The 23,002-nt window shown below is 32.3% G+C and carries 18 protein-coding genes; 8 read left to right on the top strand and 10 right to left on the bottom strand.

Going from position 1 to position 23,002, the window contains the following annotated elements:
* The first annotated feature begins 523 nt into the window (after positions 1-523).
* From ABW636_RS07810 to ABW636_RS07795, 4 genes are all read left to right on the top strand, one after another.
* A complete protein-coding gene (locus tag ABW636_RS07810) occupies positions 524-1,657 on the top strand; it encodes a DegT/DnrJ/EryC1/StrS family aminotransferase (protein WP_367589407.1) in 1,134 nt (377 codons plus the stop codon).
* Positions 1,654-3,609: a polysaccharide biosynthesis protein gene (locus tag ABW636_RS07805; protein ID WP_367589406.1), complete on the top strand. Its 1,956-nt coding sequence runs from the start codon at positions 1,654-1,656 to the stop codon at positions 3,607-3,609. Before ABW636_RS07810 ends, ABW636_RS07805 begins: the two co-directional genes overlap by 4 nt.
* A gap of 210 nt (positions 3,610-3,819) precedes the next feature.
* The gene (locus ABW636_RS07800) at positions 3,820-4,599 is read left to right on the top strand and encodes a polysaccharide biosynthesis/export family protein (RefSeq protein WP_367589405.1); all 780 of its coding nucleotides are present in this window, start codon (positions 3,820-3,822) and stop codon (positions 4,597-4,599) included.
* A 6-nt stretch (positions 4,600-4,605) separates the two neighbouring features.
* Positions 4,606-6,954: a GumC family protein gene (locus ABW636_RS07795; protein ID WP_367589404.1), complete on the top strand. Its 2,349-nt coding sequence runs from the start codon at positions 4,606-4,608 to the stop codon at positions 6,952-6,954.
* Between the two features lie 19 nt (positions 6,955-6,973).
* Here ABW636_RS07795 and ABW636_RS07790 read toward each other — a convergent pair whose 3' ends face one another.
* Positions 6,974-7,711 carry a tyrosine-protein phosphatase gene (locus ABW636_RS07790; protein ID WP_367589403.1) on the bottom strand — a complete coding sequence of 246 codons (738 nt, stop codon included), beginning with the start codon at positions 7,709-7,711 and terminating at the stop codon, positions 6,974-6,976.
* 356 nt (positions 7,712-8,067) lie between these two features.
* The gene (locus tag ABW636_RS07785) at positions 8,068-8,616 is read right to left on the bottom strand and encodes an SRPBCC family protein (protein ID WP_367589402.1); all 549 of its coding nucleotides are present in this window, start codon (positions 8,614-8,616) and stop codon (positions 8,068-8,070) included.
* Positions 8,617-8,739: 123 nt separating this feature from the next.
* Here ABW636_RS07785 and ABW636_RS07780 point away from each other — a divergent pair, with 123 nt between their 5' ends.
* Entirely contained in the window at positions 8,740-9,867 is a 1,128-nt protein-coding gene (locus ABW636_RS07780) for a helix-turn-helix domain-containing protein (RefSeq protein ID WP_367589401.1), read from the top strand.
* Positions 9,868-10,043: 176 nt separating this feature from the next.
* Here ABW636_RS07780 and ABW636_RS07775 read toward each other — a convergent pair whose 3' ends face one another.
* From ABW636_RS07775 to ABW636_RS07760, 4 genes are read right to left on the bottom strand one after another with little or no spacing between them, the layout of a single operon-like run.
* Entirely contained in the window at positions 10,044-10,775 is a 732-nt protein-coding gene (locus ABW636_RS07775) for a head GIN domain-containing protein (RefSeq protein WP_367589400.1), read from the bottom strand.
* A gap of 21 nt (positions 10,776-10,796) precedes the next feature.
* Positions 10,797-11,888 (bottom strand): DUF4097 family beta strand repeat-containing protein, encoded by a 1,092-nt coding sequence (locus ABW636_RS07770; protein WP_367589399.1) that lies wholly within the window; start codon positions 11,886-11,888, stop codon positions 10,797-10,799.
* Positions 11,869-12,429, bottom strand: coding sequence for a hypothetical protein (locus ABW636_RS07765; protein WP_367589398.1), 561 nt, complete (start codon positions 12,427-12,429; stop codon positions 11,869-11,871). The genes ABW636_RS07770 and ABW636_RS07765 overlap by 20 nt, the downstream gene beginning before the upstream one ends.
* Entirely contained in the window at positions 12,426-12,974 is a 549-nt protein-coding gene (locus ABW636_RS07760) for an RNA polymerase sigma factor (RefSeq protein ID WP_367589397.1), read from the bottom strand. The genes ABW636_RS07765 and ABW636_RS07760 overlap by 4 nt, the downstream gene beginning before the upstream one ends.
* Before the next feature lie 220 nt (positions 12,975-13,194).
* On the opposite strand from ABW636_RS07760, the gene lon reads away from it, so the two are divergent.
* Positions 13,195-15,645: an endopeptidase La gene (lon, locus tag ABW636_RS07755; protein WP_367589396.1), complete on the top strand. Its 2,451-nt coding sequence runs from the start codon at positions 13,195-13,197 to the stop codon at positions 15,643-15,645.
* 139 nt (positions 15,646-15,784) lie between these two features.
* Here lon and ABW636_RS07750 read toward each other — a convergent pair whose 3' ends face one another.
* Complete coding sequence (locus ABW636_RS07750) at positions 15,785-16,819, bottom strand: rod shape-determining protein (RefSeq protein WP_367589395.1); 1,035 nt, start codon at positions 16,817-16,819, stop codon at positions 15,785-15,787.
* Positions 16,820-17,079: 260 nt separating this feature from the next.
* On the opposite strand from ABW636_RS07750, the gene cmk reads away from it, so the two are divergent.
* Positions 17,080-17,781: a (d)CMP kinase gene (gene cmk, locus ABW636_RS07745; RefSeq protein ID WP_367589394.1), complete on the top strand. Its 702-nt coding sequence runs from the start codon at positions 17,080-17,082 to the stop codon at positions 17,779-17,781.
* A 20-nt stretch (positions 17,782-17,801) separates the two neighbouring features.
* On the opposite strand, the gene ABW636_RS07740 is transcribed toward cmk, so the two are convergent.
* The 3 genes from ABW636_RS07740 to ABW636_RS07730 all read right to left on the bottom strand — a co-directional run bounded on the left by ABW636_RS07740 (position 17,802) and on the right by ABW636_RS07730 (position 22,060).
* Positions 17,802-18,128, bottom strand: coding sequence for a hypothetical protein (locus tag ABW636_RS07740; RefSeq protein ID WP_367589393.1), 327 nt, complete (start codon positions 18,126-18,128; stop codon positions 17,802-17,804).
* A 176-nt stretch (positions 18,129-18,304) separates the two neighbouring features.
* A complete protein-coding gene (locus ABW636_RS07735) occupies positions 18,305-21,448 on the bottom strand; it encodes a reprolysin-like metallopeptidase (RefSeq protein WP_367589392.1) in 3,144 nt (1,047 codons plus the stop codon).
* 234 nt (positions 21,449-21,682) lie between these two features.
* Positions 21,683-22,060: a LysM peptidoglycan-binding domain-containing protein gene (locus ABW636_RS07730; RefSeq protein WP_367589391.1), complete on the bottom strand. Its 378-nt coding sequence runs from the start codon at positions 22,058-22,060 to the stop codon at positions 21,683-21,685.
* Between the two features lie 149 nt (positions 22,061-22,209).
* Here ABW636_RS07730 and ABW636_RS07725 point away from each other — a divergent pair, with 149 nt between their 5' ends.
* Positions 22,210-23,001 (top strand): tRNA pseudouridine synthase A, encoded by a 792-nt coding sequence (locus ABW636_RS07725; protein ID WP_367589390.1) that lies wholly within the window; start codon positions 22,210-22,212, stop codon positions 22,999-23,001.
* Position 23,002 lies beyond the last annotated feature (1 nt).

Raw genomic sequence — 23,002 nt, 5'->3', positions numbered from 1 at the left:
GAGAATTGTTAAATTATATAGGGGGAAATTAACCCTATGATAAAAAGGTGTTTTTCCGGTAAATGTAATGAGTTTATACAGTATATTTGTGGTGGCTAATTGATGTCAGATAAGAGAAATGTTAAATTTTTGAGTTAATTGAAATAATGTTATTTTCTTAGGTTAAAGAGAGTTAAAATTGCGTTTATCGAATTATTTTACATTTTTTTCACAAGTAGTTCTGTACGTAGGGTATGCTATTTTTCTTACGGGATTTCCGTAAAAAATGGGGATATTTACACTATTTTTGGTACTTGGGCGTTTATTTCAGTATTCTGTCTAAAAAGTGATAATTTAAGCTGATAATTCGTTAAACTATACTATTTTAGCTACCGGAATTACATTTAATTGTATAGTTAAAATTGATAGGAAGTCTACCCCCTTCTTCCACCATTTTTTAGATCGTCATTAAAGAGTTAATCAAAAGTTATTATATGATAATTTTTGATGGGTATGTCTTATTGTTCATTATTAATGGGAAAATATGAATATAATTGATTCGAAAAAAATATGGCTTTCTTCACCGCATATGGGAGGAACAGAGCAGAAATTTGTAAAAGAAGCTTTTGATACCAACTGGGTTGCTCCGTTAGGACCAAACGTTAATGGTTTTGAGAAAGATATTGAAGTTTACTTAGAAGGGGAGGTACATGCTGCTGCACTTAGTTCAGGAACAGGGGCTTTGCATTTAGGACTGCAACTACTAGGAGTTACATCTGGGGACGAGGTTATTTGCCAAAGTATGACTTTTGCTGCCTCTGCTAATCCAATAGTTTATTTGGGAGCAAAACCTATTTTTGTAGATAGTGAACGCAAGACATGGAATATTTGTCCACTTCAATTAGAAAAAGCTATAGAAGATAGAATAGCAAAAGGTAACAAACCTAAAGCTATAATTGCTGTTCATTTGTATGGTATGCCATATGATGTAGATGCTATTCATCAAGTAGCTTCTTCTTATAAAATTCCCGTTTTAGAAGATAGTGCAGAAGCATTAGGTAGTAGTTATCAAGGTATAAAATGTGGTACTTTCGGAAATATAGCTATTCTTTCTTTTAATGGAAACAAAATTATTACCACCTCAGGAGGTGGTGCTTTGATTTCTAAAAATCAAGCACACAAGGAAAAGGCTATTTTTCTGGCTACTCAAGCCAGAGACAATGCTCCTCATTATGAACATTCAGAAATAGGTTATAATTATAGAATGAGTAATATAACGGCAGGTATCGGAAGAGGACAAATGGAAGTTCTTGATGCTCATGTCGCTAATAGACGTCGAAATTTTGAATTTTATAAAAAGCACTTAGAAGATTCCTCGGAAATAAAATTTTTAGAAGAACCAACAGGATATAGCTCAAATAGATGGTTAACCTGTATAGAAACCACTTCATATAAGTTAAGAGAGTCAATACGATTATCACTTCAAGAAGAGAATATCGAATCAAGGCCTTTATGGAAACCCATGCATCAACAAGCTGTATTTGCAGATTGTGATGCCTACCTCAATGGTGTTTCTGACGATCTTTTTGATCGTGGTTTGTGTCTGCCAAGTGGATCAAACCTGAAGGAAGAAGATTTATTTAGAATTGTATCTGTAATTAAAAATGTATTAAAATGATAAAAGACTTTTTAATTAATAATTCACATAAACACGCGTCAAAATGGGTGGTATTAGCAATCGATGTTTTTATCACGATTTTTAATTTCTTTTTGGCATATGTGATAAGATTTGGAATCACACTAGACTTTGAAGCTACCAATTTATTATACCAATTACCAATCATTACAAGTATAGCAACACTTAGTTTTTTGTTAATAGGATCGCACAAGGGAGTGGTAAGGCATACTGGAATGAAAGATGCTTATAATCTGTTTCTGGCTGTAACCATTTTGATTGCTTTAACTGGATTTTTGATGGCTTCTAGTAGGCTATCGTTATTGCCAGAGCTTTTAAATATACCTGTGTCTATTATTTGCATACATTATTTATTAAATATAATTACGCTTACTACAAGTCGTTTGATTTTTAAATACTGTTATTACTATATAAAATCTAAAATAGGGAAGAACTCAAGAATTCTTATTTACGGTGCTGGTGATTCTGGATTAATTACCCAAGCTGCAATTACAAATGATTCTAATAGATCATTGTCGTTATTTGGATTTATTGATGATAACCCTCAAAAATTTGGTAAGACCATTAATGGAATCAAAGTATACTCTTCTGGTAAAGTAAATAAAGATTTTGTTGCAAAACACAATATTAAAGAGATAATAGTATCGATTCCTCATATCAGCAAGAAAAGATTATCAGAAATATCTGATGATTTGTTAAAGCTCTCAGTTTCTGTAAAGATTATTCCTGCTGTAAATGATTGGATTGATGGAAAGTTAAAGGTTTCTCAGATAAAAGAAATACAAATAGAAGACCTATTAGAAAGAGCTCCTATTAATATGGAGAATCAAAATATTAAGAAAGAGTTAGATGGTAAGGTTGTGATGATTACCGGAGCAGCAGGCTCTATTGGAAGTGAAATAGTGAGACAAGCTTCGTTTTATAACTATAAACATCTTGTATTAGTAGATCAGGCTGAATCTCCATTATATGATTTGCAACAAGAATTATTAAGTAAAGGAGTAAGTAACTTTACTCCAATTGTTGCTGACATTAGAGATCATAAAAGAGTAGAAACAATTTTTGAAAAGCATAGGCCTAATATGGTTTTTCATGCCGCTGCTTATAAGCATGTACCTTTAATGGAAAGCAATCCATGCGAAGCTATAAAAATTAATGTTTTAGGAACAAGGAGATTGGCTGACTTGTCATCTCAATTCGGTGTTGATAAGTTTGTTTTTGTATCAACAGATAAAGCAGTAAACCCAACAAATGTAATGGGAGCAACAAAGCGAGTTGCAGAAATGTATATAAAATGTCTACACAAAACAAGTAAGACAAAATTTATAACAACGCGATTTGGTAATGTTTTAGGATCAAACGGTTCTGTAATTCCTTTGTTTAAAAAACAAATTCAAAAGGGAGGACCTTTGACTGTTACGCATAAGGATGTAACACGTTTCTTCATGACAATACCTGAAGCTTCACAATTGGTGATTGAAGCAGGTACCATGGGTAATGGAGGTGAGATATTTATTTTTGATATGGGTGAATCTGTAAAGATATTTGACCTTGCTAAAAAGATGATTAGACTTTCAGGACTTAAATACCCAGAGGATATAGATATAGAGATTAGTGGTTTACGACCTGGAGAAAAGCTGTATGAGGAACTTCTTGCTGATACAGAAAATACATTGCCGACTTATCATAAAAAAATTATGATAAGTAAGTTTAGCGATGGAGATGATTGTGAAATGATAATGGATAAAATTGATGACCTTTGTATCATGAATTTACTGAATCAAGACCATCAAATCGTAGGCAAACTAAAAGAAATTGTTCCAGAGTTTATTTCTAATAATTCTACTTTCGAAAGCATTGATAAAATGAACAAAGGTATTGCTACTAAAGTGGTTAAAGGAAATACTAATGAGAACAGAAAAATTCTTGTTTAAATAATTATTAGTTAGAATTTTGAAAGATAAATAATTTTAATGTAATTGCGTATAACACAAAAAAGTTTCATTTGTCTATTTTGACAAATTCTTCCCCGAACTTTTATTAATTAGATAAATAAATAATAGTAAGACAAAATATCATTGCTAAACTAAATAAAGTTATATTTTTGTCTTATATAAAGGGATTACTTTTAAAGTATTAATAATATGCAATATAGATTACTGTTTTTTGGTATCGTGTTTATTGGTTTGTTCTCATGTAAAGCTCCAACCAATGTGGTTTATTTTCAAAACTCAGAAAATTTAGAGAAAATTCCGTCAACCACCACTTTTACACCTGTTTTTAAAGTTGATGATATCATAAGCATATTGGTTTCTGCAGCAGATATGGATGCGGCAAGACCATTTAACCTTATGCAAGGGTCTTCGACTAGCGCAGTGTTAGGGGAGAGTAGCGGTGGAAATAGTTCTGTAGAGCCCACCTATCTTATAGATGAAAATGGAAATATTGATTTCCCGGTAGTAGGAAGCCTCAAAATAGCAGGGTTAAATCGCGTTCAGGTTAAAGAATTAATTAAAGAAAAATTAAAAATATACATCAATGCCCCTATAGTAAGTGTAAGACTTAAGAATTTTAAGATTACCGTTATGGGAGAAGTGGTAAGACCAGGATCCTTTACAATACCAAATGAAAGGATTACGATTATAGAAGCCCTTGGCTTAGCAGGGGATATGACCATTAAAGGGCAAAGAGAAAATGTAATGGTAATTCGAGAAAATGAAGGAGTAAATACGTATCATCGAATAGACTTAACTTCTAAAACTATTTTTGATTCCCCCGTATATTATTTAGCACAAAATGATGTATTGTACATCGAACCAAACGAGTCTAGAGTAAAAGAATCAAAAACTCGCAGTAATTTACTTAATGTTATTATAAGTATGATAGGGGTTACTTTATCAGTTATTACTTTGATCATAAGATAAAACAATATGATTTCTAATAATACACCTCAATCTAATACTATTTTTGAAGCTACTTCTGGATTTAGTTTTAATCTTAGAGATCAAATAGCTAAATACCTAAAATATTGGTATTGGTTTGTGATTAGCGTTTTGATCTTTGGAACATTAGCTTTTCTAAAGGTTAGATATACAATTCCTCAGTATAATGTATCTTCTACCATAATGATATCTTCAGATGATAATGTGCGTGCACCAGAATTGTCTGCATTTAAAGATTTGGGACTATTAGAAGAAGGCGAAAATAAGAGAGAAAATGAAATACAAATCCTAAAATCAAGAACTTTATTTACCAATGTTGTAAATAATTTGAAATTAAATGTTCGTTATTTTACGGAAGGTAGAATTCTCGAAGTAGAAAATTATCCTAGATCGTTAGTAGAAATCAATTTTTTATCTGATGATTCGATAGTGCACAAAAAATCTAAAGTTTTTAATGTTAGAATTGACTCTAAAACTTCTTTTTCGTTTGTAAATAAAAAAGGGGAGAAGCTTAGTAATCACTCTTTCGGAAAAACTATTAATAGTGATGTAGGGGATATTGTGATTACACCAAGTGTTGAAAAAATAGAAAATAACATTGGTAAAATAATAAAAATACAAATAACACCTGTTAGGTTGGTTGCCGAAGGTTATAGAAATAGAGTTGCGGTATCTTCTTTAAAAGGTTCGTCTATTGTGAGACTTTCTCTTAATGACCCTGTCGTGAATAAGGCGAGGGATGTTGTTAATAATCTGGTCGAAGAATATAGCAAAGCAACTATAGAGAATAAAAAACGAGCTTCCGCCAGAACAGCAGAGTTTATTAATGATCGTTTGGCATTGATATCAGGTGATTTGACAGAGGTCGATGATGAAGCTGCTGGATACCTTTCAAAATATGGATTAACAACAGATATTGGAGCACAAGCTCAGCAGTTTTCTAATCTAGACACTAAAAATGTACAAGAAACAGCGGGATTAAATACACAGCTCAATCTTATTGCATCCATGAAGAGGTTTGTGCTTAGTCAAGAAGGGAAACATGATCTTGTACCTGCTAACCTCGGGTTTTCTGATGCAACAATATCATCTACTGTATCCAGGTATAATCTATTGATTTTGCAAAGACAACGTTTGTTAAAGACTTCTAGTGAACAAAACCCGGTTGTGGTAAATATAGATCAACAGATAGATGGTTTACGACAGGTCTTGCTAGGTAGTTTAAATAGTTTAAAAAATTCAATTAATATTCGGCTTAAAAGCTTGAGAACCCAAGATCAGTATTTTAGTGGGAAGCTATATAGTGCTCCTATACGAGAAAAAGATCTTAGGGTTATAGAGCGTGAACAAACCATAAAAGAACAGTTATATCTTTATTTACTGCAAAAACGAGAGGAAGCAGAAATTGCAAGTCATATTACGTTATCAAATACCAGAGTCATTGATAAAGCATCAACATTAAGCTCTTTTCCTGTTTCACCTAATAAGAAAATGATATATGCAGGAGCTGTTTTTTTTGGGTTGATATTGCCTTTTATGATCATTTATATATCGCAATTACTTAATGTTAAGATAAGCTCTAGAGAAGAAATAGAAAAGATGCTTAGTATGCCAATCATTGGATCGATACCCAAAGTAAAAAAATCTAAAAAGCGAATAATGATCTCTCAAAATGATAGATCAGGAATCGCTGAAGCATTTAGGATATTAAGAACTAATTTGGATTTCTTAATGGCTTCTAGTAATAAAACAAAAGGAAGAGTTGTCTTTGTTACTTCTACTATTTCTGGTGAAGGAAAAACATTGGTATCTTCTAATTTGGCAAAAACCTTGGCAATTTCTGGTAAAAATGTAGCCTATTTAGGGACGGACTTAAGAGATCCGAAATTTCATAAATTTTTGGATCTACCTAATGGAAAAGATTCTAAAGGACTTACTAATTATATAATGAATTCGGATCTAAAACCCGAAGATATAATTTATAAAGATAAAGAAGAAGCCTCGTTTGATATTATACCATCTGGAGCCATACCACCTAATCCTGCAGAACTTTTGATGCATGATAGAGTATCAGATATCTTTGAATACTTAGAAAAAGTATACGATTATATTATTGTTGATACAGCACCTGTTAGTTTGGTAACAGATACACTGTTGTTAGCAAAATTTGGAGATTTGAGTGTTTATATAGTTAGGGAGAATTATTCTGATAAAAGAGTTTTACAGGTACCTGAGAACTTATATCAAGAAAAACGTCTGCCTAATATAGCCGTATTGCTAAACGCGGCAGATACCAAAACAGGTTATAACTATGGATATGGGTATGGTAAGAAATAATTTTACTTTTTGTCTATAGCTAAATAAAGATAGAATTATTCTCCATCAATGAGGTGATTTTTTTGATAAATTTGAAATCAATTCCTTTTTCCAAAACTTCTAATTGATGGTAATTATGAATATCGGTACCGGTGTAGTCTATGTATCCAAGATTTACTAGTTTTTTAGAAAAAGCTTTAATTTCTTCTCCATAATACCCCGTTAAAGAGAGTAGATTAAGCTGAAATTGAAAACCAGATTCTTTCAATTCGTCATATTTCTTTAAATCATTTTGATAAAAAGTATAACGTTCTGGGTGAGCAAGTATAGGAGTGTAACCTGCTAATTTAATTTCAAATAAAATTTCATTTAAACTTATAGGAGGATTAAATGTAGACATCTCAACAAGAATATAGTTTTTATGAATAGGAAGAATATCTTTACTCTTCAATCGCTTGTAAAATAAATCATCCATCATATATTCGGCACTCGCTTGTATTTCAATATTTTTAATGCCTAATGAACTTATAATTTCTTTTAGTTCACTTAGTTTACTAGTGATTGTCTGGGATGTATTGGGCCATATGTCATTCATTACATGAGGTGTGGTAATAATTTTTTTTACCCCAAGGTTTTCAAATCGTTCTAATATATATGCAGATTGATATGCTGTTTTTACGCCATCATCAATGCCAGGAAGTAAGTGCGAATGTATATCCACATAGCCATTTGGTATGAACTCCTTTAGAGGAGTCTCTTTTTTTTTGAAGAATTGCAATACAAAGGTTTTTTTGGGGTGAAAAATCATACTAAAATAGCATTTCAAAAAATACTATTTTAGTATGTGGGTATAATATAACATAAAATTTTTATTTGTATGCCCGTAATTAAAATTACTATTATTTTCTATAGCATAAAATGTTGCATGAAGTTTTTTGTATAAAACTTACCATTAAAGAATTTAGATAGATTCCCTTTTCTTTAGAAAAAAATACTGTATTTAAAGGGGCTTTCTAAATAATGTTAATATGGTTTAAGAACATGTGTAACATGCAATCTGGTTTGTTAGGGTATAATTTATCAAGCTAATGATCATCTATAAGGTGTTTTGATATCAATAGTGCTATTTACAGATCATTTCTCTGCTAACCTCTGCCAGTTATCTAATAAATATTCTGTATCCTCTTTTGCTTGTTTTGTACCAATATCAAGAAAATAGCCACTTAGAAATGGGTTGTCAAATTCGTAGGTAAAATCTAATACTAAATTCGTTTGTAGGGGGCTTACTGTTTCCACTTTCCAGGAGCCTGCTAGAGATTTTAGAGGAAAAGGATAGTCTTCTTTCTCTGTGTTTACCTTAAACCTGAACTCTTCTCCTGGTTTCCAGAGAATACAGGTCTCTTCCCAACTACTGCCATCAGGAGCACTACATACACGTTTCATACCAAGGCCACTACCAGAAACAATTTTCACATGATGAATGCTAGGAGCCGTTACTTGATGATAATTGCCTACATCAGATATTACTTTCCAGACTTTTTCTTTTGGAGTATGTATAACTCTTTCAGCAGTAAAATGTTGTTTGCCTTTTGCCTTTGGATATTGAACAAATCCATAAATTAATAGTAGTACAATATCTATTACTAAGAATAGTGCTAATCCTTTTAAAATTTTGTGTATCATATCTATTTGTTTTTTGAGTAAAAGTACCTAAGAAAACCCATGAGTTGCTAATAAATAGGGTGCACTCAATTAATTGAAACACCTTGCTAATAATTATGTGTATAGATACTTTCTCATTTAATTATGGAGTACTATTTTTATGATATGAATAGTATTGAATCTTTTGCCTTTTTTATTACCTTTTTATTAGGGGGCGTTACGCTTATAGGCTGTTTTATGATATTAATTATTCTTAAGAGTAAATCTTTAAAATTGTCTAGATACTTTTTGGCATTAGCTCTTTTGGGGATAGTGCAACATTTGGTAACCTATCTTCTGTTTACTACTCAACTTATTAAACAATGGCCGCACCTTTTTGGGATAGGATACCCTTTATTGTTTTTGGCAGGGCCATCTTTTTACTTGTTTGTTAAAAGCTATGGAGATTTTACTTTCCGATTAAAAAAGGTAGATATTTTACATCTTTTACCCTTTATAATAGTTTTAGGAATATTGATTCCTAAATATTTTGAGGATGCGACAACAAAACTAGTAATGATTAATTATTACTACGAAATTCTTCCAAATGGAATGGTATCGTTTTCAGTTTGGCTTCAGAATAGCCTGCACTTAATTTTATTACTTGGTTATGCAATTGTTTCATTTTTGTACATAAATAAAAGAGACAAAAAGAATAGTATTTTATTGAAACGTTTTTGTGTATTACTTACGTTGTTAGCTTTAACAGAATTAGTATTGCAAACGGGGTTTTTGTTGTCAGGAGCATCGGCAATTACAGCAGAAATTGTGTTATCTGGGTTGATGTCAATAGCTATATTGGTATTAGGGTATTGGATTGTTGATATAAAACAGGTACTACCGGTACTGGAAGGAATAAAATATAAAACTTCACCATTATCAGATATTAGGGCAGAACAAATACAGAAAGAGTTGGAAACTTATTTTAAAGAAGAAGCATCATATTTAAACCCAAATTTAAAAATTGCAGACGTCTCTGATGCGATCAATGTACCTTCACACCATATTTCGCAGGTGTTAAGTGAGCAGCTAAAAGTTAATTTTTATGAAATGGTCAATACCCATCGTATCGAAAAAGCAAAAGAGATGTTGTGTTCTGGAGCGTTAGAAAAGCTATCTGTTCAAGCTATTGGAGAAGAGTGTGGTTTTAGTAGTAAAACCAGTTTTTATAGAGCTTTTAAGAAAGTAACTCAAACGACCCCGACAGCATTTTTTAATAAACATAAAGAATAGAGAGTATTGTAATAGTGTTTGTTTTTTTGATAGCCTTTATTGTCGACAACAAATCTCGGGTTATTTATTTTCTCTTATAAGATATTTATATAATAGCATATAAAAAAAGAAAAACCGTCTGAAATAATGAATCCTATTTTAAACGGTTTATACTATACTATTTTTATTACAAAGAATTACCTTTTTGTGATATCTCCTGACCCCGAAACTTTTTTATCTTCTTTTTCAGGATTTCCTTTATAGTAAATATCTCCTGATCCCGATACACGAGCAGTTAGGGTAGAAGTTGCTGTTAGTTCGATATCTCCCGATCCAGTTACCTTGACAGATGCATTTTTTGCTTTTAGATCATACGCAGAAATATCTCCAGAACCCGATACACCTGCTGTAAAACTATCGGCTGTTCCTTTTATGGTTAGATCTCCACTACCAGAAACCTGACCTTTTACGTTTTTTGCTTCGACAACTAATTTTACATCACCAGAACCGGATACACCCGTTACAAATTCTGTAGCTTTTATAGTATCAGAACTATATATATCACCAGACCCAGAAAGAGTAACCTTATTAATATCTTTAAAAGGTACTGTGATAATTAATTTTTTACTTGTTGATGGCTTTAAGTAATATCCTTTTTTCACATAAATTTTTAGCACGTCATCTTCGACTTTAGTAATGATATATGGGATTAAGTTACTTTCCCCTTCAATATTTATTTTACCTTCTGTGCCAAATATTAGAGATACATCCAAACTACCCTTTACTTTAATTTGTTCATAATCTGATGTTTCTCTAGCTTTGGAAATTGAATTACCATTTCCTTTTACTTTTTGTGTAGCACCCCATTGCGCATGCAATGAGGAGATGCTACACAGGACAATGCCCATAATTAACACAACTGTTTTCATTATAATGATTGATTTTTTGATTTAATTCTTTCTTAATTTAATTCCTCCGTAACTAGAAGTAATATTTATTGCACTGCCACTATTTGTTTTTCCGTAATATCCTTGATAGTCTTTTTTAGAATCTTTCACATATTTTTTATTAATCTCTATTCCTTCATCAAGTTTAACACCTCCATAGGATGTTTTGATAGCTAAGTCAAAATTGCAACCTTGACTATAGCCTATATTAACCCCGGTATAATCTGTTTTAATACTTATATTTCTAAAAGAAGGTTGTAGCGCCTGTACTTCTATAGAACCATAATCAGAATTAATGATTAATTCGTCATGGATGTTTTTAATTTTGGTACTTACATAATCAGAATCACCAACAATTCTACCTCCGTCTTCGATGCGAATAGATCCATAGTCGCAATTGTAATTTAAGTTTTTGATAGATTTAAATTTTGATCGGGTATAGTCTGCATTGAGATCTATTCGGTCACTTTTCCCGATTTCAAATTCAGAATAATCAGCATTAATTTTTCCGTTCTTAATAAATGCTATAGAGCTGTTGTTGGTATAATCAATATTAATATAGTTATTGTTGCCTAATAGTTCACCTAGAATAATTTGGCCATAATCACAATTAATTTTAGAATCACCCTTTATTTTATCCAAAGTAATATTTCCGTAGTCATTATTGAGGTCAACTCTATTAGAAACAGGTACCTTAACTGTGTAGTTAATTTTCATATTAATGTCGCTATTCCATCCTCCCGTCCATTTATCCCACCACGAGTTATTATTTTTGTTGAAAATAGTTTTGGCACTAACTTCTTGAGTAGACGTATTGAATTGTACATCGATCGTTTCTAGTTTTTTTATCACTTTTTCTTCGTTATTACCACTTACTTTGATAGAAACTTCTATAACGACCCTGTTTTCATTCCAAGAGGTGATATCTAAATTGCCGTAATCGTTACTTATTTTTAGCAATGCATTTTCGTTTACCTTAAACTCTTTTTTGATAGTCTTTTGTTTGGTGTATTTACCTTTTAAACCTCCTTCATGTGCAAAAATCAGCGAAGGAAAGAGGAGTAAATAAAATATTTTAAAGTATATAGTTTTCATTTTTGTGTAATTTTAAATCGTTAATGGTGTTCATTTTATCAAGTACATCTTCTAATAAGTTGGCACGTTGTTGAAAATTCTTAATCATGGCACTGATTACGCGTTTATCATTACCACTATGAAAAAGATCTTTTTTTAATACTTCATAATCTGACTCTAATTTTTCTAGTTGCTTCATAGCATCAGTAACTAGTATTTTTGTTTCTGGAGAAGAAATTTCATCTATTTCTTCAAGTTGCACCTGAATTGCAGAAGCAAAAAAGCTTTGGGTTTCATGCATCTGAGGCGAAATATTTGCAAGATCCACTTCTTCCTTTGCAGGATTTATAGACGTAAAAAATATGGTGCCTAAAAGCACTGCTATAGATGCGGCAACAGCTATTTGCTTATACCAATTTGTCTTTTTGGGATGAAGCACTACAACCTTGCTTTGTTGTTGCAATTTTTCGAGAAAACGAGCTTCATGATTCACTGAAGGTTCATATATGTCTAATTGGTTATGCATATCTTCAAATAATTGTTCTATTCCATCCTTCTTCATACGAATTGTAATTTTTTACGTAAACTTTCTTTTGCTCTTGATATCAGTGTACGGCAATTTCCATAAGATATATTCATAATTTCAGAAATCTCTTCATAATCATACCCTTCTATCAGATGTAATGATAAGGCAGTACTATAACTTCCTTTTAGTTGACTTAGTGTGTTTATTACTGTGTGCACTTTTTCTTTTGTTACATCTTTTTCTATGGTTTCACTTGTATCTGTCAATGTGTACTCAATATTTTCTAAGGCAACCTCACGATGTAAATCATTTTTACGAGTTACTGTCAAACTTGCATTTATTACTATCCTTTTTAACCATGCTCCAAATAATAAATTATCGTCTAGCATGTGTAATTTTGTAAATGCTGTTAAAAAAGATTCTTGCATCACATCTTCTGCCTCTGCCTGGTCTTTAATAATTCTTAATGCCGTGTTATACATCGCTTTATAATATCTATTATAAATTTCGAGTTGAGCATTTTGATTTTGCTCTCGACATTTTGCAACGAGTTGCTCTGTATTTAGTTGGGTTAGTGCCAAAAAATTAATTTACTTTTACATAAAGATATTGATTGATTTGTTTTGTTACAGTTTTTAATTTTTTTTTTCAAAACTTATGGCATAACAATTGAAACATTAAAGTAAGAATCGATGTAAAAAGCTTAGATTATTTAGTGTTTACAGAGATATCGTTTAGATTCAGTAATTTAAAAAAAGAATAGTATTTTGTTATAGTGACAAAATGACTTTATATATACATATGACAAAAACCAAATTTACAACTCTTGACAGTTTGTCATTTCAGGGGATAGATGAAGATGCAGAGTTAATCCCGTTAATGACTCCTGAAGATGAAGAAGAAATAGATAAAGAAGATCTACCAGAAATATTACCAATCTTACCATTACGAAATACTGTGCTTTTCCCAGGAGTGGTTATTCCGATCACTGCAGGAAGAGATACTTCTATAAAGTTGCTTAACGAAGCCAATAATGGGAGTAAAACTATAGGAGTGGTATCACAAAAAGAAGAAGGAATAGAGTCCCCGTCTTTAAATGATATTAATAGAGTAGGGGTAGTAGCACGTATTTTAAGAGTTCTTAAAATGCCAGATGGTAATACTACTGTGATTTTACAGGGTAAAAAGAGGTTTTATATAGACGAAGTAGTAGAAGAGATACCTTATCTAAAAGCAAAAATAAGAGAAGTTCCAGAAGCGAGACCCGCTAAAGAAAATAAAGAATTTAGTGCTATTATAGATTCTATAAAAGAACTGGCTCTAGAAATTATTAAGGAAAGTCCTGCTATACCTTCAGAAGCTTCTTTTGCGATTAAAAATATTGAGAGTAACTCTTTTTTGATAAATTTTGTCTCTTCAAATTTAAATCTTCCTGTAGAGGAAAAGCAAAATTTGTTAGAAATAAATGACCTTAAAAAAAGAGCATTATCCACGTTAAAGTATATGAACGTTGAGTTTCAGAAATTGGAACTTAAAAATGTAATACAGAGTAAGGTTCAGCATGATATGAGCCAACAACAGCGAGAGTATTTCTTACATCAACAAATGAAGACTATCCAGGAAGAATTAGGAGGAGTATCTCATGAGGATGAAATTGAAGAAATGCGCCAGAAAGGAAATGATAAAAAATGGGATGAAAAGGTCAAAAAGCATTTTGATAAAGAATTAGCAAAAATGCAAAGAATGAATCCACAGGTAGCCGAGTATTCTATACAACGCAATTACTTAGATCTTTTTTTGGATTTACCTTGGAATACCTATAGTACTGATAAGTTTGATCTGAAACGTGCTATGAAAGTTTTGGATAGAGATCATTATGGTCTGGATGAAGTAAAACGTCGTATTATCGAATATTTGGCAGTGCTAAAATTACGTAATGATATGAAATCTCCGATTTTATGTTTATACGGCCCTCCTGGTGTTGGTAAAACATCTTTGGGAAAATCTGTAGCAGAGGCTTTGGGGAGAGAATATGTACGTATATCCCTTGGAGGATTAAGAGATGAGGCCGAAATAAGAGGGCATAGAAAGACCTATATTGGTGCAATGCCTGGTCGAATTATTCAAAGTCTAAAAAAGGCAGGAACCAGTAACCCGGTATTTGTGTTAGACGAAATCGATAAATTATCTGTTGGTAATCAAGGAGATCCATCATCTGCATTGTTAGAAGTTTTGGATCCAGAGCAAAACTCTGAGTTTCATGATAACTTTCTTGAAATGGGATTTGATCTTTCTAAGGTTATGTTTATTGCTACTTCTAATAACATGGGAAGCATTCAGCCGGCTCTAAGAGATAGAATGGAAATAATTAATGTTACCGGGTATACTATAGAAGAAAAAATAGAGATTGCCAAACAACATTTATTGCCAAAGCAGTTAAAAGAACATGGTTTAGGTAAATCACATATCAAACTAGGTAAAGCACAATTAGAGAAAATTGTAGAGGGGTATACGAGAGAGTCTGGAGTACGTGGTTTAGAAAAGCAAATAGCCAAAATGGTTAGATACGTTGCTAAAAATATAGCAATGGAAGAAGATTATAATATTAAGATCAGTAATGAAGATATTATAGAGGTATTAGGCCCACCAAAGTTAGAGCGTGATAAATATGAAAATAATGATGTAGCTGGGGTTGTTACTGGGTTGGCTTGGACTAGTGTAGGAGGAGATATTTTATTTATAGAGTCAATTCTTTCTAAAGGTAAAGGAACCTTAAGTATTACTGGAAACCTAGGAAAGGTTATGAAAGAGTCTGCAACCATTGCGATGGAATATATTAAAGCCAATGCAGAGGAGTTGAAGATAAATCCAGAAATTTTTGATACATATAATGTACACATACATGTTCCTGAGGGAGCTACTCCAAAAGATGGTCCTAGTGCTGGTGTGACAATGTTAACTTCATTAGTTTCTTTATTTACACAACGTAAAGTAAAGAAAAGTCTAGCTATGACGGGAGAAATTACTTTGCGAGGTAAGGTGTTGCCCGTAGGCGGAATTAAAGAGAAAATACTGGCTGCAAAAAGAGCACATATAAAAGAAATACTACTTTGTGAGGATAATAAACGAGATATAAATGAAATCAAACCTGAATATCTAAAAGGATTGAAATTTCATTATGTCAGAGAAATGAAGGATGTTTTGAAGATAGCTATCACAGCTAACAAAGTAGCGAACGCTAAGACATTATAGTTTTTAATCCACATTGTGGAGTTTAATTCTCGAGGCTTGCCGCCTCGAAATGTAAAAACTGTTTTTCCGCTGGATGCCTCGTGAGCTTGCTCCGAGGTAGTTGACTAAAATAAAAAAAGGAGTTTTTAACTCCTCTTTTTTATTTCTTTTTGACAAGGACATTTTTATAGTAATCCAAATTTTTCAAAACTTTACTACTTCCTTTAACAACTGCTTTTAAAGGATGATCACCCAAATGAACAGGTAATTCGGTTGCTTTTGATAATCGTTCATCTAATCCTCTTAGCATAGAACCACCACCAGTTAACAAAATGCCTGTATTATAAATATCTGCAGAAATTTCTGGAGGAATTTCAGAAAGTGTTTCAAGAATGGCGTTTTCGATTTGCGAAATAGAAACATTCAGGCTTTTCTTTATTTCTTTATGAGATATTTGTATTTGCTTGGGTTTACCTGTGAGCATATCTCTACCTTCTGCCTGAATTGTTTTTGGGGGTGATTTTAAATTAGTAATTGCAGCACCTACTTTTAGCTTTATTTTTTCTGCCATCGATTCTCCAATATGTAAATTACGATGTTCTCGTATATATTGAATAATATCCTGGTTAAATATGTTACCTGCTATTCGAATAGATTGTCCGTTAATAATTCGACCTAATGAAATAACTGCAATTTCTGTAGTTCCGCCCCCTATATCTACTACCATATTACCCTTGGGTTCCAAAATGTCAATACCGCTACCAAGAGCTGCAGCAATAGGCTCTGGTATTAAAAATATCTGTTTGGCGTTTAACCGTTTGGCAGACTCTTGCACAGCTCTCATCTCGACCTCTGTACTGGCACAGGGTATCGATATAATCATATTATACGATGTGGAAAATATAGATGAATTAAAAGAAGATAGTTTTTTGATAAATGTTTTTAACATTTTTTCTGCCGCATCAAAGTTGGAGATAACACCATTATTAAAAGGATATATCGTCTTTATATTTTTATTGATTTTACCACGCATCATACCCGCTTCTTTACCAACAGCTATTATTTTTCCTGTTATTTGGTGAATGGTAATAATAGATGGTTTGTCTATTACAATTTTACCATTATGGATAATGAGTGTATTAGAAGTACCAAGATCTACAGCAATTTTTTGGTTAAGAAAATCAAAAAAACTCATAATATAATAGGTTACTTTGGTTATTAAGAATGAATTTTATTTTAAAGTAACTTATGTTCATAGTGCAAGGGGGTTAAGTTTGAATAACCATTGATCAGATCAAATATTGTTGTCTTTAGAAATCTTTAACAATATTGAAAGTATATGAAAGAGAGAATTAGAAAAAGAGAATTTAAATACTACATTTTTTGGATTAAACTTGTATTTTCAGGATTGTTTGGTTTATTTTTGAAACGTTGTAACCCTTTATTTATCAGGAATTGAGTAAGCAAAAGATTATTATTGCTATAGACGGGCATTCTTCAACAGGAAAAAGCACCGTTGCAAAACAATTGGCAAAAGCGCTAGGATATATTTATGTAGATACAGGAGCAATGTATCGTGCAATTTCGCTTTATGCTATGCGTAAGGGGATTATTGATGATTCGTATTTTGATAAGGAAATTTTAGAAAACAAGCTTCCAGAAATTAACATAACTTTTAGAATTAACCCTAAAACAAAATTAGCAGAAGTATTACTTAATGGTGAAAATGTAGAGCATCAGATACGTACATTGTCTGTTTCTAGAGTGGTAAGCAAGGTAGCAGCTGTTTCCAGTGTTAGGCGAAAATTGGTAGAACAACAACAGGCAATGGGTAAAAATAGAGGTATTGTGATGGATGGAAGAGATATAGGTACGGTTGTCTTTCCTGATGCAGAACTTAAGCTTTTTATGACTGCCACAGCCAAAGATAGGGCAGAGCGCAGATTTCTTGAACTAAAAGAACGAGGAGACGATGTTACCTATGAAGATGTTCTTAAAAATGTAGTGAATAGAGATCATATCGATAGTACAAGAAAAGACTCACCGCTTCAAAAAGCAGAAGATGCTGTTAAAATTGATAATTCTAATCTTACTTTGGATCAGCAGTTTGATCAAATTTTGAAACTGGCTAAAGTAAAAATTTTACAATTAGCATAATTTATCTCTTGTAACAAGCACTATTGCTCGTTACCAATACCTCTAAGAAGATATAGTTTAATATGCTCTTCTTTTACCCATTCAATTAATTCTATATAAATACCATCTTTATCTTTTAGTCTCAAAACACGATTTAATCTCAAAACATGACCATTAGATTCTTTGTAAGGTGCTATAGTATTATCTGATACTTCGTAGAAAGGTTGGTTAAGCACTATTTGATATTGTTTTCCATCGTTTAAAACAACTTGATCTTTACGTTCGTATATGATATGGGTTTTGGATAAAGATTGTGCATTAATCTCTACTATTGTGCATAGCAAAATGAGTAGTAATAATTTTTTCATTAACAAAATTTAATAATTTCTTTACAAAAATACAGTAAAACCGTAACTTTATAAAGGTTTTATGTGAAATACTTTGTTTTAAGACAAATAATTGAAGATATCGCAAAAAAAAGCGCTAAAAAACATCATGTTAGTTTTTTAGCGCATATAATAAGTTGATTATTATAGTATTAAGTCTATTTTATAATCAATTTGTACACTGATTGATTAACTTGATTTTCTGTTTTAGTACCAGATAATATTTTAACAAAGTATGTACCACTAGAAAGTGCATGTAAATCGATAGACTTATTTTGTACATTATTTTCTTTAAAAACAGATCTTCCTGAAAAATCAATTACTGTTACAGAAAGACTACTAAAGGGCCCATCAAAATTTAGTATAGAATTGGCACCGCCTAATGGGTTTGGTGAAATAATAATAGTTTCAGAATATGTTGTAGAGCTTGATTCATTAATAACAACTCCTTCTATAGAATCATTTATGGTAAATGTTGTAGTTTCAGAAGTACCAAATTCTCTACCCGATGCGAGCTCTTTGTTTCCTGGGTTTGCAGTTAATGTATAAGAACCCTCGCCGTAATTACAACAGAGGCCATCACCAAAACTATCGGTAATAGTAAAAGTATAAGTTCCTGGTTTTAAGCATGCTGTAGGTGTTGTGGAAGAGGATGAGGCTACAGTTTCATTAGAAACAATTATTTGATTATTGCCATCTGTGATTTGCCAACTTATTTCTTCAGGAAATTGATCTACATTTAAATTTAAGGTTACCTCGATACATGCGGGTAATGTTGTTGCTGTAGCAATATTACTAAAGTCAGAAACATTTCCGATGGCATCCTTGGCTCTTACTCTAAAAGAATATGTAGTTTCGGGAGTTAATCCGGTAACAGTATATGGTGAAGAAGTTGCAGTGGCAATGATATCATCACCGCTGTATATATCATATCCTGTAACTCCTATATTATCTGTAGAAGGAAACCAGGAAAGATCTATGGTAGTTGACGTTGGGTTACTGGCACTTAGATTACCAGGTATTGTTGGGGGCTGTGAATCTAAATTAATGTCTTCTAAAGTTGTTACAGTAACCGTATTACTAAACCCAGATTCATTACCAGCAACATCTTTTGCTCTTATTCTAAAAGAATATTCGGTTTCTGGAGTTAATCCTGTAACAAGATAAGTTGTCTCGGGTACTGTAGCAATTACAGTATTTCCTTGGTATACATCATATCCGTTTATAGCAACGTTATCCGTAGACGGATTCCATGAAAGATCAATAGTTGCATGAGTTAAGTTAGAACCTACCAGGTTGGTTGGATCAGAAGGGGGTTCGGTATCATCAGCACCACCACTGCTAATCTGGAAATCAGCATTAGATATATCATAAAAAATATGCTCTGAGCCTCTTATCATAATTCTATTATTTGTACCGGGGCTATTAGGTACAATAATATCATGAGTACCATCATTTGGTGTGCCAAGAACAAGTGTAATAGGGTAAGTAAATCCTCCATCAATAGATAATAAAATATCAACATTAGCGGCATTTACACCATTAGCTGTTGTGCCTGCTACATCCCAATTGATGGTTTGAGTGGTACCTGACATCCAATTTACATTTGTATTTGGTGTTGTCACCAAAAAGGGTCCTGCTGTTCCGTTTACGGTGATCACCATGTCATCAGAATCAGTATTTCCGATACCGGATTGATTATCTCTTACCGTAAGTCTAAAATTCATTGTTCTGGCAACAGAAGGGATTACTTCCCATGTAGATGCTGTGCTCCCACCAACAACAGTTATTAACTCTGGCATATATCTATCAGGTGACATAGAAGATGGTAATGATCTAAACGCGGGTCCAACAGTAGATGCACTACTAGGAGGCATTGTTGCAAATTCCGTATCCATTTGTTCCCAATTATAGGTTAGTTCATCTGCATTGGCATCAGTTGCATTACCTTTTAAAATAAAAGGGGTAGATTTTGGTATCGTAAAATTATTTCCTGCATTGGCAACGGGAGCAACATTTGTTGTTGAAGTAGTTTCTGCACAAGAAGTACTGGTAACATGTGCCCACATTTCTTGAATACTAATGGCATGAAAATGATCATCGCTTTGATTTTGAACATTGGGGGTACAAATACCAGCGTATCCCATAATGGTAGATGCACTTCCTGGTTCTACAGAAGTTGTAGGAACTCTATTACATGGATTGTTTTGGGTATGGTTAGCACCAAATTGGTGTCCTATTTCGTGAGCAACATAATCAACATAATAAGGGTCACCGATCGGGTTAGACAATCCTGTTACTCCTTCTCCTTTACGATTATTACTACAGACTACTCCTAAACCAGCGAGACCACCTGCTCCGGTACTAAAAGTATGTCCTATATCATAATTTGCAGAACCGATGACATCATCACAAACTTCCTGACTTTGATTGATAAGAACATCTGCATTATTGTTATTTAGATTATTGGTACCTGGGTACAAATAAATAATATCTGTATTATTAGGTACGATCTCAAAAGTAACACCTAAATCTCTTTCATAAATACCACTTACTCGAACCATTGTAGTATTTATAGCAGAAAGTACAGCTTCCTTTTTAGCAGTATCTGAAGCACCTGAGGGTATTTCTTGATTATTAAGATGAAATTGAGAATATTCATCAGTACATGCAATAGCGATTCTATATTTTCTAAGGGTACCGTCATTAGCATTTTTTTGATGGCCCAGCTTAAAGTCAATGTTGTTTTTTTCTAAAGGATTATTATTACCATCAAAAAGACATCTAAACTCTTTGTTTTTGGTTATATCTGCTTTATTATAAGTGACATATGTTTTTCTGTCGGTAGTGATTGGATCAATATATACAGAAGGAGCATCAGGTTTTAAGATCATACCGTGAAACTCATTGTCAGATATACTAATTCTTATAGTGTTTAATCTATTTACAACCTGGGTACCTACATAAGATTTGATAGAGGGATATTTTTTCGCTAAATCGGGATGAAGTATATAAATTTCCTTCATTTCATAATCTAACATGGTACCATCACGGTCAGGAAAAGAAATAATATTGTTAGAACGATGTTGCAAGTTGCTTCGCTCTGGAGCAGCTAATAATGCATTTCTAAGCCCATCTATATTTAAGCCATATACATTGTTATTGGATGTTTTTAGTTTATTATAATTGGGGATAATTTCTAGTTGAGATTTTTTGGGGCTTTGATTCCAATAGTTTTTATCTTGAGCATAGCTCAAATGTAAAACCATTAGACCCACGATCATAAATAGTCGTGTCTTCATATAAGTAGGATTAATATTTGCTTAATAGACAAAAATAGGGATTTCTGTACAATTTTGTTAATTATTTATTAAAAAGAATTCGTACTTGTGTTTAACAACCAACGTTTTACTTAAAAATTAGTTAACGTTTTATGGGGGGAGGGCTAATATACATATAAAATTTACATATCACTATATACAAAAAAGACCACCTTTTGAGTGGCCTTTTTAATTGATTATAGTAGAGTGTACTTGTTATAAGTTAGGAATCACTAATTCTTGATCTGGATGAATCACATCTGGATTTGAAAGAATATTTGTGTTGGCCTCAAAAATTGCTTTATATTTCATAGGATCCTTATAGTAGTGTTTTGCAATTTTGCTTAAAGATTCACCGCTTTTTACAATATGTCTATGATATACAGAGCTATCTTCTACATCGATATCGGCTATGATATCTGATGGAGAATCTCCTCCTATTTCTTTTATTTTGTCCCAAAGCTGATTTTTTTCATACTGGGTTTTAGCAGTACCTTTGATCTTTAACTTTCCTTTTTCTTCAGAAACATTACCGTTTTGAATGTTTAACTCTTGTCCTAAATCAAGTACACTTTGATATTTTGCTTTTACCATAACTAAGTCGATTTTAAATTATTAATTAGCTTTACCCAAATATAATAAATTAAAGATTGAGGTTTATGATATTTTTATAATAAAAACCTTACAATTATCGGTGAAATGCATAAAATATCTATATTCGATCTATGTAAAACACATATTCAATGTTTCGAAGACGTTTTTATTATATTATTCAGTTACAATATCTTGGTTTTAGATATCACGGGTGGCAAAAACAACCAAATGTAAATACACTACAGCGTATGGTCGAAAGAACCGTATCGTATGTTCTAGAGCATAAAGATTTTAAAGTATTGGCTTCGGGAAGAACTGATGCAAAGGTTTCTGCAAATCAAACGTATATAGAATTGTTTGTCGATCACCAACCCCTGGATATGACATCTTTTTTTCCGCTATTTAATAAAAATCTTCCTCAAGACATTAGGGCATTAGATATAAAAGAAACGGATGAAAAATTTAATATTATTCAATCTCCCAAAGTGAAGGAATATGTATATCTATTTTCTTTTGGAGAAAAGTTTCACCCATTTTGTGCTCCTTTTATGTATAATATAGCAGAAGAACTTGATATAGCAACTATGAAACTTGGTGCTAAACTGTTTGAAGGGAAACATTGTTTTAGATCGTATTGTCATCGCCCTACAAAACATACAATTTTAGAAGGTGAGATTAGTTGTTGTGAAATAGTGAAAAATGAAATTTATAAAGCGAATTTTTTTCCTAAAGAAAGTTATTTGTTAAGAGTAAAAGGAGAGGGCTTTAAGCGAAATCAAATTAGATTAATGATGGGAGCATTATTAGATTTGGGAAAAGGAAAAATAGATTTGGATTATATACGTAAAACGCTAGATCCAAAATCAGAAGAAATTGTTTTGGAACATATTGTACCTGGATCTGGATTAATTTTGAATACTGTTGATTTTAAAAATGACTAGC

The sequence above is a fragment of the Aquimarina discodermiae genome (genome assembly GCF_040786235.1).
Lineage (GTDB): Bacteria > Bacteroidota > Bacteroidia > Flavobacteriales > Flavobacteriaceae > Aquimarina.
This window is presented reverse-complemented; position numbering and strand designations above follow the sequence as displayed.